The sequence below is a fragment of the Microbacterium sp. CIAB417 genome (assembly GCF_022788845.1).
The window spans coordinates 594,827-611,814 of the sequence record NZ_JAHZUT010000003.1 but is presented as its reverse complement, the minus strand read 5'-3'; the positions used below and the strand labels follow the sequence as shown (position 1 = coordinate 611,814).

Sequence of the window (16,988 nt, the reverse complement as noted above, 5' to 3'; positions counted from 1 at the left end):
CACCGATCGTCCGTGGACGCGGGCGGCGATGAGCGTCGTCGTCACCTCCACCGCTGCCGCCCCCACGCCGTCGCCGCGACGACGCTGGGGGCGGCGGCGGGCGTGGGGGATCCTGGTGCTCGTGGTCGCCTTGCTGGGAGTCTCGTTCCTGTCGGTCACGTTCGGGGCACGCGCCGTCGGGTGGCACGACATCTGGGCGGGGCTCGGCGGCGCGATCGACACGGCCGGGGCCGCCGCCGTGAACAAGCGCATCCCTCGCACCGTTCTGGCGATCGCGGTCGGTGCGGCGCTCGGCGTCGCGGGCGCGGTCCTGCAGGGCGCGACCCGCAATCCCCTCGCCGACCCGCAGATCCTGGGCATCAACGGCGGGGCCGCCCTGGCCGTCGTCTGCGGGATCGCGTTCCTCGGCCTTGCCGCACCCACCCAGTACATCTGGACGGCCCTGGTGGGCGCCGCTGTGGCGGCCGTGTTCGTCTATGGGATCGGCGCACTGGGCCGAGGAGGCGCGACGCCGTTGAAGCTCGCCCTCGCCGGGGCGGTGACCGCCGTCGCCTTCTCCTCCCTGACGAGCGCAATTCTGCTGCCGCGGGTCGACGTGATGAGCCAGTTCCGCTTCTGGCAGGTGGGCGGCGTCGGCGGCGCGACAGGCGCCACGATCCTGCAGGTCGCGCCGTTTCTCCTCGTCGGTCTCGTCGTATGCCTGGCGTGCAGCCCCGCCCTGAACACCCTCGCCCTGGGCGACGAGCTCGCAGCCGGGCTCGGTGAGCGTGTGCGCACCGCACGCATGGTCTCCACTCTCGGCGCGGTCCTGCTGTGCGGCGCGGCGACGGCGGTCGCCGGCCCGATCGGCTTCGTGGGATTGGTCGTGCCGCACGTCTGCCGGCTGCTGATCGGTGTGGACCATCGCTGGCTCCTTCCCTTCAGCGCGGTTGCGGGAGCCGTGCTCCTCACGGGCGCCGATGTCATTGGGCGCGTCATCGCCCGCCCCGAGGAGATCGAGGTGGGGATCATCACCGCCCTCGTCGGCGCCCCCTTCTTCATCGCCATCGTGCGACGTCAGAAGGTGAAAGCACTGTGACCATCACTGCGGGCGACATCACTGCACTCGGCATCGTGCGCGCGGGGCGCCGCAGACGGCGCCGGCGTTGGATCGCCGTCACATCCGTTCTCGCCGCCCTCGCGCTCATCGCCTACGTCCTCTCGCTCATGCTGGGACAGACCTTCTATTCCCCCGCCGAGGTCTGGGGCGTTCTGACAGGACAGCGCGTGGCAGGCGCGTCGTTCACCGTGGGCGAGCTGCGACTGCCTCGTGCCACGACGGCGCTCCTGACCGGCCTCTGCTTCGGAATGGGGGGCGTCGTCTTCCAGACGATGCTGCGCAACCCCCTCGCGAGTCCCGACGTCATCGGCATCAGCTCGAGCGCCAGTGCGGCCGCCGTGACGGGGATCGTGGTTCTCGGTCTCGGCGAGACACCGGTCTCGTTTCTGGCGACCGGCGCAGCACTCGCCGCAGCCCTGTTCATCTACGTGCTCGCCTACAAGCGCGGCGGCTCCGGAGCCCGACTGATCCTGATCGGTATCGGCGTGGCCGCCATCTGCAACAGCGTGGTCTCATACGTCATCTCCCGCGCCGCGGAGTGGGACCTTCAGACCGCCATGCGCTGGATCACGGGCAATCTCAACGACGCGAGCTGGGACAAGGTCCTTCCCCTCGCCGCGGTGATGGTCGTGGTCGTTCCCGCACTGCTTGTCCTGTCCCGCGATCTCGAACTGCTGCGGGTCGGAGACGAGGCCGCATCCGCTCTCGGTGTGCGGGTCGAACGCAGCCGGCTGCTGCTGATCATCGCGGCCGTCTGTCTGCTCGCCTTCGCGACCGCCGCTGCCGGCCCCATCTCGTTCGTGGCCTTCCTCGCAGGCCCCATCGCTGTGAGGGTGCTGGGCCCCGTCGGCTCCCCCGTCCTGCCGGCAGGACTCGTGGGCGCCGTCCTCGTGCTGGTGTCCGACTTCATCGCGCAGTACGCGCTGGGCACGCGCCTTCCCGTCGGCGTCGTGACCGGGGTGCTGGGCGCGCCCTATCTCGTCTACCTGCTCATCCGCAGCAGTCGAGCCGGAGGAACCTCTCTATGACCGCTGAACACACGCTCGCCGCCGACGCGCTCACCCTCGCGTACGGGGAGAGGACCATCGTCGACGGACTGGATCTCGCGATCCCCGCGGGCAGGATCACGACCATCGTCGGCGCCAATGCGTGCGGGAAGTCCACGCTCCTGAAAGCCATGGCGCGCCTGCTCTCCCCGATCGCCGGCAGCGTCCTGCTCGACGGGAAGAGCATCCATCGCCTGCCGACACGACAGGTCGCTCGGGTCCTCGGGCTCCTCCCTCAGTCTCCGATCGCTCCCGACGGCATCGCGGTAACCGACCTCGTCAGCCGGGGCAGGCATCCGCATCAGGGCCCTCTCGCCCGATGGAACGCGGCCGACGACGCCGCGATCGCCGGCGCGCTCGAGGCGACCGGCACCACACACCTGGCTGACCGTTCGGTCGACGAGCTCAGCGGCGGGCAGCGTCAGCGGGTATGGATCGCGATGGCGCTGGCTCAGCAGACGGACCTGCTGCTCCTCGACGAGCCGACGACGTTCCTCGACATCAGTCACCAGATCGATGTGCTGGACCTGCTGACCGATCTGAACCGCGATCGCGGGACCACCATCGTGATGGTGCTCCACGACCTCAACCTCGCAGCCCGTTACGCGGATCATCTCGTCGCCATGGTCGACGGCCGCATCCTCGCCGCGGGTGCGCCCGAGAGCGTCCTGACCACGGACGTCGTGCGCACGGTCTTCGGCCTGGAGAGCAGAATCATGCCCGATCCGCTGACCGGTCGCCCGATGGTCATCCCGCTCGGACGTCACCACACGATCACCGACGCGGACGCTCCTGGCTGACGCGTCCGCCTTCTACTCGACGCGTTCGGCGACCCCTCGTCGCCAGTACCCCATGAAGGCCACGCGCTTGCGATCGACGCCGTTGCCCTGGACGAGCAGTCGCCGCAGTGTCTTCACGGTCTGCGACTCGCCGGCGATCCAGGCGTAGAACTCACCCTCCGAGTCCTCCGGGCTATCCCACAGGAGCTCACGATCGACGTCGACGTCCTCGAGCTCCTGCGGACGGGGCGCGGCGGCGCGGGCGAGTACGTCAGCGGCAGCATCCGTCCACGAGGTGACGGCCGCGATGAGGGCCTCGCCGTGGGCGCGCTCGTCACGCGCCAGCCACGTGACACGGGCACGCGTGGCGATCGGGAGCGCATCCTGCGGAGAGGGAACCTCGATGAACGCGTCGACGTCGGTGTCGGACGGCAGCGACTCGAGGATGCCGGCGATGGCCGGTGCCGCCGTCTCGTCACCGGCGAGCAGAAGCCTGCGTGCGCTGCCAGGATGCCAGTCGATACCCAGATGGGAATCCGGACTGCGCTGGTCAGGACCGACGATCACGATCTCGTCACCGGGAACGGCCGCCTCCGCCCACGCGCCGGCCGGGCCGGGGTCGTGGTGCAGCACGAAGTCGATGTCGACCTCGCCTCGGGCGGGATCGACCCGGCGCACGGTGTACGTGCGGAAGGGCGTCCGCTCCGCCGGCGCCAACGCGCGCCAGCGGGTGTACCAGTCACCGTTGGCCATCGCCTGCTCATCGCACTGACCCACGTCGCAGACGCGGCCGTCCGCTCCGGGAAACAGAACCTTCAGCCGCTGGTCCCGGCCCGCGGTACCGAAATGCTCGAAGTCCGGGCCGGTGAACGTGAGACGCGCGAAATGCGGAGAGAGTCGCACCACCCGCGAGACACGCGCGATGTACGGGCGGTAGGAAGGGCGAGTCGCGAGGGTCGTCACCTGTTAAGGGTACCCTTACCTGAACGGATGCCCAAGCTCGTCAACGGAGAGTAGCGATCCGCTCGATCGCTTCGGCCAGCACATCCGGTGCGCAGCCCAGCGTGAGTCGGATGTGTCCGGCTCCGCCGGCTCCGAACGCGGGACCGGAGTGGACGGCTACGCGCGCCTCGCGCAGGATGCGCCGTGCGGGCGCGTCTCCCCAGCCGTAGCGGGAGAGATCCACCCACCCCAGGTAGCCGGCGTCAGGCGGACGATACCCCGCATCCGGCAGGTGCGCCTCGAGCAGCGTGCGCAGCACCTCGACGTTCGCATCGAGCGCGAGGGCTTGGGCGTCCAACCAGGCATCGGACTCGTCCGAAAACGCAGCCACCGTCGCCAGGGCGCCGAACAGCCCGGTGCGCCAGGAGACCTCGTCGGGAAGCGCACGCAACACGGCGTGGGTCCGCTCGTGCGCGGCCACCATGATCGCGCACTTCAGACCCGCCAGGTTGAACGCCTTGCTTGCCGAGACCACGGCGTAGCCGCACCGTGCGGCCTCGTCCGAGACGGACAGGAACGGGGTCACGATCCTCCCCGAGCGCGGCAGTGGGGCATGGATCTCGTCGCTGACGACGACCGCCCCGTGGCGCACGGCGATCTCCGCCAGCTGACGCAGCACGTCGGGTGCATGGATCGTGCCGGTCGGATTGTGCGGGTTGCAGAGGAGGATGGCGCGCGCTCCATCGCGGAACGCGGCCTCGATCCCCTCGAGGTCCAGCACCCAGCCTGCCCCGGTGTCTCGCAGCGGTACGGGCTGTACGACCCCGCCTGCTTCGGGCACGGCTTCGAAGAACGGCGGATACACGGGTGGCGTGATGACGACACGGTCCCCGGGCACGATGATCCGACGCAGGATCTCGACGACGCCCATGATGACGTCCCCGGTGATCCGCATCCGCGCGGGATCCGGCTCCCACCTCAGGCGTCGAGAGGCGAAGGCCGTGTACGCAGCCGTGACACCAGGATCCGCCGGCGTGTAGCCGGTGTCCCCGCGAGAGACGGCCTCCTGCAGCGCCCGGCTGATGGCGGGAGCGAGCGGATAGTCCGTCTCCGCGACGAACAGCGGGATGACGTCGTCCGGGTACGACCGCCACTTCGCGCTCCGGCGCCCGCGCAGTTCATCGAGGGGAAGGGCGCGAAGGGGCTCGATCGTCACAGAACGAGCCTAGCGACGGAGGTCAGATCGCGAAGCCGAGGGCCCGCATCATGTCACGGCCGTCATCCGTGATCCGCTCCGGTCCCCACGGCGGCATCCAGACCCAGTTGATCCGGAACCGTTCGACGACCGAATCCAACGCCTGCGCCGTCTGCTCTTCGAGCACGTCCGTCAGCGGGCACCCGGCCGAAGTCAGCGTCATATGAATGACGAGAGCGTCGTTCTCGTCATCCCAAGCGAGGTCGTAGATGAGACCCAGGTCGACGACGTTGACACCCAGTTCGGGGTCCATGACGTCCTTCAGAGCCTCGGTGACCTCGTCGTACTTCTCCGGGGTGATCGTCGCGGTCATAGTCGAATCCTACGCGCCAGCGTGCACATCGGGCTCGAGGAAGCGGTCATAGCCCTCGTTCTCGAGGCGCTCGGCGAGCTCGGGGCCGCCCTCCTCCGCGACGCGCCCGTTGACGAGCACATGCACGAAGTCGGGTCGGATGTAGTTCAGGATGCGGGTGTAGTGCGTGATGAGCAGAACACCGAGGTCGGTCTCGGCCTTGGCGCGGTTCACACCCTCGGACACGATCTTCAGCGCGTCGACATCGAGACCGGAGTCGGTCTCGTCGAGGATTGCGACCTTGGGCTTGAGCAGCTCGAGCTGGAGAATCTCGTGACGCTTCTTCTCGCCGCCCGAGAAGCCCTCGTTAACGTTGCGCTGCGCGAACTTCGCGTCCATGCGCAGGTTGCTCATGGCTGCCTTGACGTCCTTGGTCCAGGTGCGGATGGCCGGAGCCTCGCCGTCGATCGCGGTCTTGGCCGTACGCAGGAAGTTGGTGACCGTGATTCCGGGAACCTCGACGGGGTACTGCATCGCGAGGAACAGGCCCGCCCGGGCACGCTCATCAACGCTCATCTCGAGGACGTCCTCGCCGTCGAGGGTGATCGAGCCGCCGGTCACGGTGTACTTCGGGTGTCCGGCGATCGTGTAGGCGAGCGTGGACTTGCCCGACCCGTTCGGGCCCATGATGGCGTGGGTCTCACCGGTGCGGATCGTCAGCGTGACGCCGTTCAGGATGGGGGTGGTCCCCTCATCGGTCTCGACCGTCACGTGGAGGTCGCGGATCTCGAGCACAGACATGTCAGTTCCTTCGTCAGTCGACGTTCTTCGTCACGGCGGGATCGATCAGGACATCGTCTCCCTCGATCGTGACTTCATACACGGGCACCGGCTCGTACGCCGGCAGGTTCAGAGGCTTTCCGGTGCGCAGCGAGAATGCGGAACCGTGCGCCCAGCACTCCAGCGTGTCACCCTCGACGAATCCGTCGGAAAGCGAGATGTCGCCGTGCGTGCAGGTGTCGCCGATCGCGTGCACCTCTCCGTTGCCGTCGAGCACGACGGCCATCGGCACGCCGTCGATCTCAACGCGGCGCGCCTCGTCCTGCTGCAGCTCGCTCAGCGCGCACACGCGTGTCGCGCTCATCGCTGCTCCCCCGCGAGCTCGGCTTCGATCGCATCCACGAGACGCTCCTCGAGCTCGGCGATGCCGATCTTCTGCACGATCTCCATGAGGAACCCGAGCACGACCAGGCGACGCGCTTGCTCCGCGTCGATGCCTCGAGCCTGCAGGTAGAACAACTGCTCGTCGTCGAAACGACCGGTGGCGCTGGCGTGCCCCGCTCCGCGGATGTCTCCCGTCTCGATCTCGAGGTTCGGGATGGAGTCGGCCCGCGCACCGTCGGTCAGCACCAGATTGCGGTTGGCCTCGTACGAGTCGGTGCCGACGGCATCCGGCCCGATCAGCACGTCGCCGATCCAGACGGAGTGGGCGGTGTCGCCCTGCAGCGCACCCTTGTAGAGCACGTCGCCGACGGTCTGCGCACCCTTGTGGTGCAGATACACCTGGCTTTCGAGGTGCTGACCGGCATCCGCGAAGGAAAGACCGTACAGCTCGCCGCGGGCGCCGGTGCCGGCGAGCTCCACGTTCGGGTTCACGCGCACGACGCCGCCGCCGAAAGACACGACGACGTGGCGCAGGCTGGCGTCACGGTCCACACGCGCCTGATGCGCGGCCAGGTGCACCGCTTCGTCGTCCCATTCCTGGAGCGTGACCAGCGTGAGGGCGGCACCGTCGCGGGCGATGATCTCCACGTTCTCGGCGAGCTGCGCGACACCCGCATGGCGCAGAAGCACCGTCGCCCGCGCATTCGGCTGCGCCTCGATGACCAGATGGGCGTGCGCGCGGCCGCCCGCGCCGCGGAGGTCGACGACGACAGGCTCGCTCAATTCGGCACCCGCGGGGATGCTGAGATACAGCGCCTCTGCGGAGCGCTCCCAGGCGATCGCCGCGCTGAGGTCCTCCGCCGTGAAGACCTCGCCACGCGGCGCCTGGTCGGCCGACAGGCCGGCCGCCGCCAACGGTCCTGTCACGGAGACCGCGACGGCACCGGCATCACCCGCGACATCCTCGAGGAGGCCACGGATGCGGTCGATCGGCGTGTGCTTCCAGTTCACCTCGCGGCCGCTCGGCGCCTCGAAGAAGGCGACCTCGTTCGCACGCGGGCGCTCCGAACGAGTCTGCACCGGCACGAACGCGGCGGCAGGGTCGACATGCCCCTTCGCGGTCTCGACCACGGGGGCTTCGGCCTGGGGGCTCATCCGACGCTGCCTTCCATGCCCATCTCGATGAGCTTGTTCAACTCCAGTGCGTACTCCATCGGCAGTTCGCGCGCGATGGGCTCGATGAATCCGCGCACGATCATGGCCATCGCCTCGTCCTCCGCGAGACCACGGCTCATCAGGTAGAAGAGCTGCTCCTCGCTGACCTTCGAGACCGTCGCCTCGTGCCCGAGCTGCACGTCGTCGACGCGGATGTCGATAGCGGGGTACGTGTCGGAGCGCGAGATCGTGTCGACCAGCAGCGCGTCGCAACGCACCGTGTTCGCCGAGTGATGGGCGTTCGCGTCGACGCGGACCTCGCCGCGGTACCCTGCCCGCCCGCCGCCGCGCGCGATCGACTTCGAGACGATCGAGGACTGCGTGTAGGGCGCCATGTGGATCATCTTGGCGCCGGCATCCTGGTGCTGGCCGGGCCCGGCGAACGCCACCGACAGGGTCTCGCCCTTCGCGTGCTCCCCCATGAGGTAGATCGAGGGGTACTTCATCGTGATCTTCGAGCCGATGTTGCCGTCGACCCACTCCATGGTGGCGCCCTCGTGCGCGACGGCGCGCTTGGTCACCAGGTTGTAGACGTTGTTCGACCAGTTCTGGATCGTCGTGTAGCGCACGCGAGCGTTCTTCTTCACGATGATCTCGACGACCGCCGAGTGCAGCGAGTCGCTCTTGTAGATGGGAGCCGTGCAGCCCTCGATGTAGTGGACGTACGACCCCTCATCGGCGATGATCAGCGTCCGCTCGAACTGGCCCATGTTCTCCGTGTTGATACGGAAGTACGCCTGCAGCGGGATCTCCACGTGCACGCCCTTGGGGACGTAGACGAACGATCCGCCGGACCACACGGCCGTGTTCAAGGCTGCGAACTTGTTGTCACCGGCGGCGATGACGGTGCCGAAGTACTCCTCAAAGAACTCCGGGTGCTCCTTCAATGCCGTGTCGGTGTCCATGAAGATGACGCCCTGCGCCTCCAGATCCTCCTGGATCTGGTGGTAGACGACCTCGGACTCGTACTGTGCCGCGACGCCCGCCACCAGCCGTGAACGCTCGGCCTCGGGGATGCCGAGCTTCTCGTACGTGTTGCGGATGTCCTCCGGGAGGTCTTCCCAGGACTGCGCCTGCTTCTCCGTCGACCGAACGAAGTACTTGATGTTCTCGAAGTCGATGTCACTGAGGTCTGCGCCCCAGGTCGGCATCGGCTTGCGGCCGAAAAGCTGGAACCCCTTCAGACGGGTCTTCAGCATCCATTCGGGCTCGGCCTTGAGTGCCGAGATGTCGCGCACGACGGCCTCGGTGAGGCCGCGCTTCGCGCTCGCGCCGGCGGCGTCGGGGTCGTGCCATCCGAACTCGTACACCCCCAGACCTTCGAGCTCCGGGCGGTCGATCAGCACATCCGACATCACACTCTCCTTATTGGACCGCAACGGTGTCATCCGCCCCGGCATCCGCCGCCCCGTCGAGTCTGCGGGGACGAACGCCGCTCTCGGGCCCTCATCATGGGCGCACACCTGGCGCCTAAACTGTTGTCGATGCACCCTGCGCGAAGCGCGGCATCGCAACAACCACGATTCTACAGGTTCCCCCTGACTTCCGGGCCGCGTCCGGGGTCCGGAACGGGCCGGAGGACACATGCCCGCTCGCACCGCTCTGCCCGAATCCGATCACGTCTCCGGAGCCTCCGGGATCGTGGTGCGACGCCCGCTGCGCATCCTCGCGTGGCTCTCGTTCCTGACCGAGGTCATCATCATCGGAACGGGTGGCGCGGTGCGTCTGACCGGATCGGGGCTGGGCTGCTCGGAGTGGCCGCTGTGCACGCCCGAGTCCCTCGTGCCGCTGCCCGAGCAGGGCATTCATGGCCTCATCGAGTTCGGCAACCGCACGATGACGGGTGTCGTGGGAATCGTCGCGGTGGCCGTCGTGCTGCTGACGCTCCACGCGATCGCGGGCCGTCCTGCGGTCATGCGGGCGCTCGTGTTCGCCGTCGGCGGCATCGTCCTCGCCGTCCCTGTCTACGCGCTGGCGGCCGCCCTCGATCTGCCTGCCTTCGGCTTCGCGTCCGGCGCCCTCCTCGCGGCGGTGATCGCGGCAGCGATCGATTCCGCGCGGCGACTCCCTCGACGTCGCGACCTGTCGGCACTCGCGTGGATCGTGCTGGCCGGCGTCATGGCCCAGGCCGTGGTCGGCGGGTTCGCGGTCCTCACGGACCTGAACCCCTTCCTCGTGGGCTTCCACTACACCTGCTCGTTGCTGCTCGTCTGCGTCGCTGCGGCGTACCTGGTGCGACTCGACGCGACCGAGGGCCCACGGGAGCGCGTCGTCCCGCTGTGGTTCCAGATCGGTGCGCACGGGAGCGGTCTGGTCCTCGCCGTGACGATTCTCTTCGGGGTACTCACCACGGGCTCCGGGCCGCACTCGGGCGACGCCAACGTGATCCGCGAGGGCTTCGACGCGACGGTGCTCGCCCACGTGCACGCGTGGCCCGGCTACGTCCTCGCAGCTCTCGTTCTGGCGCTCACGATCAGCGCATGGGTCCTGCGCCTCGAGCCCCGACGGTGGCTCCTCGTACTGATCGTCGCCATCGCCGTGCAGGTGACCGTCGGAGTGTGGCAGGCGCGAGAAGGGCTTCCCGAGCTTCTCGTGGGGATCCACATGGTGCTCGCCTCGCTGTCCGCGGCCGCGTACACGGTCGTCGTCCTTCGCCTGAAGAGGCCGGTCGCAGCCGAGCGCTCCTCAGCAGACGCATAGACGCATCATCGAACACACCTGGATTCACCCGCGAGGGTGGCCAGGTCGCGGCAACCGTTGCCGCGCGTTCGAGGAGTGATCCACATGACGACCCGTCCCCGCCTGTCGCGCAGCATCCCGTTCTGGGGGCTCATCACAGGCTCCGCCGCCGCCCTCGGCTTCGGTGCCTGGCTCACGATCGACAAGATCTCGGTCATGACCTCTACCCTCACCGACGGCAGTGCGACCGGCGTCGAGGTGTATGCCGGCCAGGCGTGGGCCCTGCTCGGTGCCGTCATCACCGGCGCGGGCCTCGTCGGCCTCGTCGCGGCCCTCGCCCTCGGCGCAGCGCGCAGTCTCGTCACCCCGGCGGTGGACGTCGTCGAGACCATCACGTGGCAGGACGAGGCAGAGCCGATCGAGGCCGAGACGGCGCCCGACGTCCCCGCCGACGCCGCTTCCGCGCCGGAGAACGAGGTCGAGGCACCCGCAGAGCAGCCGATCACCCGCTGATCCGGCGACGCTCACGCGAAGCGAAGACCCCTCGGCCCCGTCTTGCGGGCCGAGGGGTCTTTCGCGTGTCGCGTCGCGATCAGAACGACAGCCGCAGCAGCGGGTCGACGGCGATGGCGACGAACAGCAACGTCAGATACGTGATCGAGGCGTGGAAGACGCGCATAGGTCGCGGTTCGGTGCCGCGCACGGCACGGGAGTAGAGCCGGTGCGACTCGTAGAGGAACCAGCCGCCGAAGACGAGCGCCGAGATCGAGTAGACGAGGCCCATGGACGCCACCGGGATCAGCAGGAGCGAGCAGGCCACCGTCGCCCACGCGTAGAGGATGACCTGGAGACCGACCTGGGATCCGGAGCGCGTCGCACCGAGCATCGGGACGTCGACGTTCTCGTACTGATCCTTGTACTTCATGGACAGCGGCCAGTAGTGCGGCGGCGTCCAGAGGAAGATCAGCAGGAACAGGATGAGGGGCGCCCAGGAGAGCGATCCCGTCACCGCCGACCAGCCGATGACGACCGGGAAGCAGCCCGCGATGCCGCCCCACACGATGTTCTGCTCGGTGCGGCGCTTGAGCAGGATCGTATAAATGACGACGTAGAAGAAGATGGCCCCCGCGGACAAGGCTGCGGCGAGCCAGTTCGTGGTCAGCAGCAGCCAGACGGTCGACACGACGGCCAAGGTCCACGCGAAGACCAGGGCACCGCGGGGCGAGACCTCGCCCGTCACCAGCGGCCGGTTCACCGTGCGCTGCATGTGCGCGTCGATGTCGCGATCGAGGTACATGTTGAACGCTGCGGCGGAACCCGCGCTCAGCGATCCGCCGATGACCGTCGCCAGCACCAGCCACAGATCGGGCAGGCCACTCTGCGCCAGGATCATCACCGGCACCGTCGTCACGAGCAGCAGCTCGAGCACGCGCGGCTTCGTCAGGGTGATGTAGGCGCGCACCTTCCGACCCATGGAGGGACGGACAGCGGATGCGGGCTCGCCCTGGCTCGTCGTCATGATGTCCATCTGCTGCGTTGTCGCCCCTCGTCAAGCTCCAGACCAGTCTATGCTGAAACCACACGCGCGCCTGCCGTGGTCGTGCCCCTCCGGGGCCGGACCCATCGGCCCTCTGTGGCGCACTCCTCTTTGTGAAAGGCGGTCCCGTGGCCGATTTGCGTTGGGATGAGATTGATGCACGCGCCGTGGACACGGCCCGCATCCTCGCGGCGGATGCGGTGGAGAAAGTGGGCAACGGTCACCCCGGCACCGCGATGAGCCTCGCCCCCGCTGCCTACCTGCTCTACCAGCGGGTGCTGCGCCACGACCCCGCCGACCCGCACTGGATCGGCCGCGACCGCTTCATCCTCTCCGTGGGCCACTCCTCGCTCACGCAGTACGTGCAGCTGTACCTGGGCGGATTCGGTCTCGAGCTGAACGACCTCGAGTCGCTGCGCACCTGGGGCTCGCTGACGCCGGGCCACCCGGAGTACGGCCACACCAAGGGTGTCGAGATCACCACCGGCCCGCTGGGCCAGGGCCTCGCCTCCTCCGTCGGGTTCGCCTACGCCGCCCGTTACGAGCGCGGACTGTTCGACCCCGAGGCACCGGCCGGGACCTCTCCCTTCGACCACTTCGTCTACGTGATCGCCGGCGACGGAGATCTGCAGGAAGGTGTGACGAGCGAAGCGTCCTCGCTCGCGGGACACCAGCAGCTCGGCAACCTCGTCGTCATCTACGACTCCAACCAGATCTCGATCGAGGACGACACGAACGTCGCCTTCACCGAGGACGTCGCCGCGCGCTACGAGGCGTACGGCTGGCAGGTCCAGACCGTGGACTGGAAGAAGACGGGCCAGTACGTCGAGGACGTCGCGGAGCTCTACGCGGCCATCGAGCGCGCGAAGGGCGAGACCGACAAGCCGTCACTCATCATCCTGAAGACGATCATCGGCTGGCCCTCGCCGGGCAAGCAGAACAGCGGCAAGATCCACGGCGCAGCCCTCGGCGCCGACGAACTCGCTGCCACCAAGAAGGTCCTCGGGTTCGACCCGGAGAAGAACTTCGCTGTGGCTGAGGACGTCATCGCCCACACGCGCGAGCTCGTGCAGCGCGGCGAGCAGGCCAAGGCCGAGTGGCAGAAGTCGTTCGATGCCTGGGCTGCCGCCAACCCCGAGCGCAAGGCGCTTCTCGACCGTCTCGAGGCGCGCGAGCTTCCCGCCGACATCGCCGACGCTCTGCCTGTCTTCGAGGCGGGCAAGGACGTCTCGACCCGGGCCGCCAGCGGCCAGGTCATCAACGCCCTCGCGGCGCAGCTGCCCGAGCTCTGGGGCGGCTCGGCCGACCTGGCCGAGTCGAACCTCACCACGATCAAGGATGCGCGCTCGTTCATCCCCCAGGAGTGGTCGACGCACGAGTGGACCGGCTCGCCCTACGGCCGAGTGCTGCACTTCGGCATCCGCGAGCACGCCATGGGTGCGATCCTCAACGGGATCGTGCTGCACGGACCGACGCGTCCGTTCGGTGGCACGTTCCTGATCTTCAGCGACTACATGCGTCCGCCGGTGCGCCTGGCAGCGCTAATGAACATCCCCACGGTCTTCGTCTGGACGCACGACTCGGTCGCTCTCGGTGAGGACGGCCCCACGCACCAGCCGATCGAGCAGCTCGCGACGCTGCGCGCCATCCCGAACTTCTCGATGGTCCGCCCCGCGGACGCCAACGAGACCGCCGTGGTCTGGCTCGAGATGCTGCGTCGCACGGCCGGCCCCTCCGGCATCGCGCTCACCCGCCAGAACATCCCGGTGTTCGAGCGCGGCGACGGCGCCGCATCCGGCGACGTGTTCGCCTCCGCGGACAACGCGGTCAAGGGCGCATACGTCCTGGCCGAGGCTCCCGGCGGCACGCCCGATGTGCTGCTGATCGCCACGGGTTCGGAAGTACAGCTGGCCGTCGAAGCCCGTGCGACCCTCGCTCAGGAGGGTGTGGCGGCGCGCGTCGTCTCCGTTCCCTCGCTCGAGTGGTTCGCCGAGCAGGACGCCGAGTACCGCGAGTCCGTCCTGCCGTCCTCGGTCAAGGCGCGCGTCTCTGTGGAGGCCGGCTCCGCGCTCACCTGGCAGGGCATCGTCGGCGACGCCGGTCGCTCTGTCGCCATCGAGCACTTCGGAGCCTCCGCCGACTACAAGACGCTGTTCCAGAAGTTCGGGATCACCACCGAAGCCGTCGTCACCGCCGCTCGCGAGTCCATCGCCGCGGCTGCCGAGTAAGTACGAGGAGAAGCAAGAACATGAGCACCCCAACCGAACAGCTCGCCGCAGCGGGCGTCAGCATCTGGCTCGACGACCTCTCCCGTGAGCGCATCACGACGGGCAACCTCAGCGCGCTGATCTCTGACCGCACGGTCTCCGGCGTCACCACCAACCCGACGATCTTCGCCGGTGCCCTCTCGAAGGGCGAGGCGTACGCCGAGCAGGTCGCTACCCTGGCCGCTGCCGGCGCGGATGTCGACACGGCGATCTTCGAGATCACGACGGACGACGTCCAGGCAGCCTCGGACATCTTCCGGCCGGTCTACGACGCCACGAACGGTGTCGACGGGCGGGTGTCGATCGAGGTCTCCCCCGACCTCGCCCACGACACGGCAGCGACCGTCGCGCAGGCCAAGGAGCTGTGGGCCAAGGTCGACCGCCCCAACGCGCTCATCAAGATCCCCGCGACCAAGGCGGGGCTCCCGGCGATCACCGAAGTCATCGGCGCGGGCATCTCCGTCAACGTGACGCTCATCTTCAGCCTTGAGCGCTACGCCGCCGTCATCGACGCGTACCTGTCCGGTCTCGAGAAGGCGCGTGACGCGGGCATCGACATCTCCGGCCTGCAGTCGGTGGCGTCGTTCTTCGTCTCGCGCGTGGACACCGAGGTGGACAAGCGTCTGAAGGCCATCGGCACGGATGAGGCGACCGCTCTGCTGTCCCAGGCGGGCCTGGCCAACGCGCGCCTCGCGTACGAGCTGTTCGAGCGCGAGTTCGGCTCCCCGCGCGCGCAAGCCCTGCTCGAGGCCGGTGCGAACCTGCAGCGTCCGCTCTGGGCCTCCACGGGAGTCAAGGACCCGGCCCTGCCCGACACCCTGTACGTGACCGAACTCGTCGCCGCGGGCACCGTGAACACGATGCCCGAGAAGACGCTCGAGGCCACCTTCGACCACGGCGTCATCGAGGGCGACACCATCACGGGAAACATCGAGGCGGCCCACGCCTTCTTCGACCAGCTCGCCGCTGTCGGCGTCGACTTCGCCGACGTCACCCAGACGCTGGAGGACGAGGGCGTCGAGAAGTTCATCGTGTCCTGGCACGAGCTGCAGGAGACGGTGGAGACGGCGCTCAAGGCTGCGCGATGAGCTTCGATATCCACGTCAGCGGCGACGTCCGCGACGTGGTCGAGGCGGAGCTCCCCGCTCTCGTCGACTCGCTGATCGCCTCCGGCATCACGGCCGGCGACCCGGACCTCTGGGGTCCGGGCGCCGCCGCGGATGCCGCCGAGCGTCTCGGCTGGGTCCAGGCCGTCAGCGTGTCGCGACCGCTGGTCGAGGAGATCGTGACGCTTCGCGAGGTCCTGCGCGCCGACGGCGTCACGCGCATCGTGCTGGCCGGGATGGGCGGATCGTCCCTCGCTCCCGAAGTGATCGCCGCGACGGCGGGGGTGCCGCTGGTGGTCTTGGACTCCACCGCACCCGGCGAGGTCGCGGCCGCCATCGGCGGCGACGCCGAAGCGGGCGGTCTCGCGCAGACGGCGCTTGTCGTCTCGTCGAAGTCGGGATCCACGATCGAGACGGACTCCGCCAAGCGCGCCTTCGAGGCGGCCTACCGCGCGGCGGGCATCGACCCGGCGAGTCGCATCGTCGTCGTCACCGACCCCGGGTCACCGCTCGCAGCGTCTGCGGACGCCGACGGCTACCGTCTGTTCACCGCTGACCCCACCGTCGGCGGACGCTACTCCGCGCTGACCGCATTCGGGCTCGTCCCCGCGGGCCTCGCGGGCGTCGACATCGACGAGCTCCTCGACGAGGCGGAAGCGACGCTGCTCGAGGTCGCCATCGACGACCCGCGCAACCCCGCGCTGGTCCTCGCGGCGGCCATCGCCGGTGGTGGTGCTTCCCGCAAGGACAAGCTCGGTCTCGTCACCGACGGCACGCACATCGTCGGGCTGCCGGGATGGATCGAGCAGCTCGTCGCGGAGTCCACGGGGAAGGACGGCACCGGCATCCTCCCCGTAGTCCTGCTGCCCGTCTCCCCGGAAGTCGAGAAGACTCCCGCCGACCTGCAGCTGCTGCGCCTGGTCGACAACGTGCGGCACGATCACCTGTTCGAGCACCACCACGGCGAGATCCTCGTCGCAGGTTCCCTGGGCGCGCAGTTCGTCGTCTGGGAGTACGCGACGGCGATCGCCGGGCGGATGCTCCAGATCAACCCGTTCGACCAGCCTGACGTCGAGGCGGCGAAGGTCGCCGCGCGGGCACTCCTCGACGACCGCCCCGCGCCCACCCCCGCCGCCTTCGTGCAGGACGGCATCGAGGTCCGCGTGTCCGACCCGTCTCTTGCGGTGAGCGGCACGTTGAGCGGGGTGCTCGACGCGCTCTGGGCCCGCATCCCCGAGAACGGGTACGTGGCTCTGCAGGCCTACGTGGACCGGCGAGAGCTCGCCCCGCTCGAGGGGCTGCGAGAGCTCGTCGCCGCCGACTCCGGTCGCCCCACCACCTTCGGGTGGGGTCCGCGGTTCCTGCATTCGACCGGTCAGTACCACAAGGGGGGTCCCGCCGACGGCGTGTTCCTGCAGATCCTGCAGCACCCGCAGACGGATCTGGCCATCCCCGATCGCCCCTTCACTTTCGGCGAACTGATCGCCGCGCAGGCCGCCGGTGACGCATCCGTGTTGGCCGACGAGCACGCGCGCCCGGTCGTCACGCTCACCCTCGTCGACGCGCAGGCCGATGTGCTCGCGCTGTTCGACGCCGCCCAGTAGGAG

16 protein-coding genes are annotated in these 16,988 nt (G+C 68.7%); 8 read left to right on the top strand and 8 right to left on the bottom strand.

Going from position 1 to position 16,988, the window contains the following annotated elements; translation table 11 throughout:
- The first annotated feature begins 28 nt into the window (after positions 1-28).
- Genes KYX17_RS15270 through KYX17_RS15260 form a run of 3 tightly spaced genes read left to right on the top strand, consistent with a single transcriptional unit; the run spans position 29 to position 2,945 of the window.
- Positions 29-1,078: an iron ABC transporter permease gene (locus KYX17_RS15270; RefSeq protein WP_243227805.1), complete on the top strand. Its 1,050-nt coding sequence runs from the start codon at positions 29-31 to the stop codon at positions 1,076-1,078.
- On the top strand, positions 1,075-2,127 hold the full coding sequence (locus tag KYX17_RS15265) for a FecCD family ABC transporter permease (protein WP_374208955.1): 1,053 nt from the start codon (positions 1,075-1,077) through the stop codon (positions 2,125-2,127). The genes KYX17_RS15270 and KYX17_RS15265 overlap by 4 nt, the downstream gene beginning before the upstream one ends.
- Positions 2,124-2,945 (top strand): ABC transporter ATP-binding protein, encoded by an 822-nt coding sequence (locus tag KYX17_RS15260; protein ID WP_243227804.1) that lies wholly within the window; start codon positions 2,124-2,126, stop codon positions 2,943-2,945. The genes KYX17_RS15265 and KYX17_RS15260 overlap by 4 nt, the downstream gene beginning before the upstream one ends.
- A 12-nt stretch (positions 2,946-2,957) precedes the next feature.
- Here the strand turns inward: KYX17_RS15260 and KYX17_RS15255 are convergent, their stop codons facing one another.
- Genes KYX17_RS15255 through sufB form a run of 7 tightly spaced genes read right to left on the bottom strand, consistent with a single transcriptional unit; the run spans position 2,958 to position 9,147 of the window.
- A complete protein-coding gene (locus KYX17_RS15255) occupies positions 2,958-3,887 on the bottom strand; it encodes a siderophore-interacting protein (protein WP_243227803.1) in 930 nt (309 codons plus the stop codon).
- A gap of 40 nt (positions 3,888-3,927) precedes the next feature.
- Positions 3,928-5,082 carry a MalY/PatB family protein gene (locus tag KYX17_RS15250; RefSeq protein ID WP_243227802.1) on the bottom strand — a complete coding sequence of 385 codons (1,155 nt, stop codon included), beginning with the start codon at positions 5,080-5,082 and terminating at the stop codon, positions 3,928-3,930.
- Between the two features lie 22 nt (positions 5,083-5,104).
- Positions 5,105-5,434 carry a metal-sulfur cluster assembly factor gene (locus KYX17_RS15245; protein ID WP_137417044.1) on the bottom strand — a complete coding sequence of 110 codons (330 nt, stop codon included), beginning with the start codon at positions 5,432-5,434 and terminating at the stop codon, positions 5,105-5,107.
- Positions 5,435-5,443: 9 nt separating this feature from the next.
- On the bottom strand, positions 5,444-6,214 hold the full coding sequence (gene sufC / locus KYX17_RS15240; RefSeq protein WP_243227801.1) for a Fe-S cluster assembly ATPase SufC: 771 nt from the start codon (positions 6,212-6,214) through the stop codon (positions 5,444-5,446).
- Positions 6,215-6,227: 13 nt separating this feature from the next.
- Complete coding sequence (locus KYX17_RS15235; RefSeq protein WP_137417046.1) at positions 6,228-6,557, bottom strand: non-heme iron oxygenase ferredoxin subunit; 330 nt, start codon at positions 6,555-6,557, stop codon at positions 6,228-6,230.
- Positions 6,554-7,732, bottom strand: coding sequence for a Fe-S cluster assembly protein SufD (gene sufD, locus KYX17_RS15230; RefSeq protein WP_243227800.1), 1,179 nt, complete (start codon positions 7,730-7,732; stop codon positions 6,554-6,556). The genes KYX17_RS15235 and sufD overlap by 4 nt, the downstream gene beginning before the upstream one ends.
- A complete protein-coding gene (gene sufB / locus KYX17_RS15225) occupies positions 7,729-9,147 on the bottom strand; it encodes a Fe-S cluster assembly protein SufB (protein WP_243227799.1) in 1,419 nt (472 codons plus the stop codon). The genes sufD and sufB overlap by 4 nt, the downstream gene beginning before the upstream one ends.
- Before the next feature lie 229 nt (positions 9,148-9,376).
- Between sufB and KYX17_RS15220 the strand changes: the two genes are divergently transcribed.
- Both KYX17_RS15220 and KYX17_RS15215 read left to right on the top strand, forming a co-directional pair.
- Positions 9,377-10,492, top strand: coding sequence for a heme A synthase (locus KYX17_RS15220; protein ID WP_243227798.1), 1,116 nt, complete (start codon positions 9,377-9,379; stop codon positions 10,490-10,492).
- An 84-nt stretch (positions 10,493-10,576) separates the two neighbouring features.
- A complete protein-coding gene (locus tag KYX17_RS15215; protein WP_243227797.1) occupies positions 10,577-10,984 on the top strand; it encodes a dinucleotide-utilizing enzyme in 408 nt (135 codons plus the stop codon).
- Positions 10,985-11,063: 79 nt separating this feature from the next.
- Here the strand turns inward: KYX17_RS15215 and KYX17_RS15210 are convergent, their stop codons facing one another.
- Positions 11,064-11,999, bottom strand: coding sequence for a heme o synthase (locus tag KYX17_RS15210; RefSeq protein WP_243227796.1), 936 nt, complete (start codon positions 11,997-11,999; stop codon positions 11,064-11,066).
- A gap of 137 nt (positions 12,000-12,136) precedes the next feature.
- Between KYX17_RS15210 and tkt the strand changes: the two genes are divergently transcribed.
- The 3 genes from tkt to KYX17_RS15195 are packed head-to-tail and all read left to right on the top strand — an operon-like array spanning position 12,137 to position 16,985.
- On the top strand, positions 12,137-14,236 hold the full coding sequence (tkt, locus tag KYX17_RS15205; protein WP_243227795.1) for a transketolase: 2,100 nt from the start codon (positions 12,137-12,139) through the stop codon (positions 14,234-14,236).
- A 20-nt stretch (positions 14,237-14,256) separates the two neighbouring features.
- On the top strand, positions 14,257-15,363 hold the full coding sequence (tal, locus tag KYX17_RS15200) for a transaldolase (protein WP_243227794.1): 1,107 nt from the start codon (positions 14,257-14,259) through the stop codon (positions 15,361-15,363).
- Complete coding sequence (locus KYX17_RS15195; protein ID WP_243227793.1) at positions 15,360-16,985, top strand: glucose-6-phosphate isomerase; 1,626 nt, start codon at positions 15,360-15,362, stop codon at positions 16,983-16,985. Before tal ends, KYX17_RS15195 begins: the two co-directional genes overlap by 4 nt.
- The last annotated feature ends 3 nt before the right edge of the window (positions 16,986-16,988 follow it).

Coding starts and splice junctions, on each gene's coding strand:
- KYX17_RS15195 (WP_243227793.1), top strand. CDS start 15,360: ATGAGCTTCGATATCCACGTCAGCGGCGACGTCCGCGACGTGGTCGAG.
- KYX17_RS15245 (WP_137417044.1), bottom strand. CDS start 5,434: ATGACCGCGACGATCACCCCGGAGAAGTACGACGAGGTCACCGAGGCT.
- KYX17_RS15235 (WP_137417046.1), bottom strand. CDS start 6,557: ATGAGCGCGACACGCGTGTGCGCGCTGAGCGAGCTGCAGCAGGACGAG.
- sufD (WP_243227800.1), bottom strand. CDS start 7,732: ATGAGCCCCCAGGCCGAAGCCCCCGTGGTCGAGACCGCGAAGGGGCAT.
- sufC (WP_243227801.1), bottom strand. CDS start 6,214: ATGTCTGTGCTCGAGATCCGCGACCTCCACGTGACGGTCGAGACCGAT.
- KYX17_RS15210 (WP_243227796.1), bottom strand. CDS start 11,999: ATGGACATCATGACGACGAGCCAGGGCGAGCCCGCATCCGCTGTCCGT.
- tal (WP_243227794.1), top strand. CDS start 14,257: ATGAGCACCCCAACCGAACAGCTCGCCGCAGCGGGCGTCAGCATCTGG.
- KYX17_RS15215 (WP_243227797.1), top strand. CDS start 10,577: ATGACGACCCGTCCCCGCCTGTCGCGCAGCATCCCGTTCTGGGGGCTC.
- sufB (WP_243227799.1), bottom strand. CDS start 9,147: ATGTCGGATGTGCTGATCGACCGCCCGGAGCTCGAAGGTCTGGGGGTG.
- KYX17_RS15270 (WP_243227805.1), top strand. CDS start 29: ATGAGCGTCGTCGTCACCTCCACCGCTGCCGCCCCCACGCCGTCGCCG.
- KYX17_RS15220 (WP_243227798.1), top strand. CDS start 9,377: ATGCCCGCTCGCACCGCTCTGCCCGAATCCGATCACGTCTCCGGAGCC.
- KYX17_RS15260 (WP_243227804.1), top strand. CDS start 2,124: ATGACCGCTGAACACACGCTCGCCGCCGACGCGCTCACCCTCGCGTAC.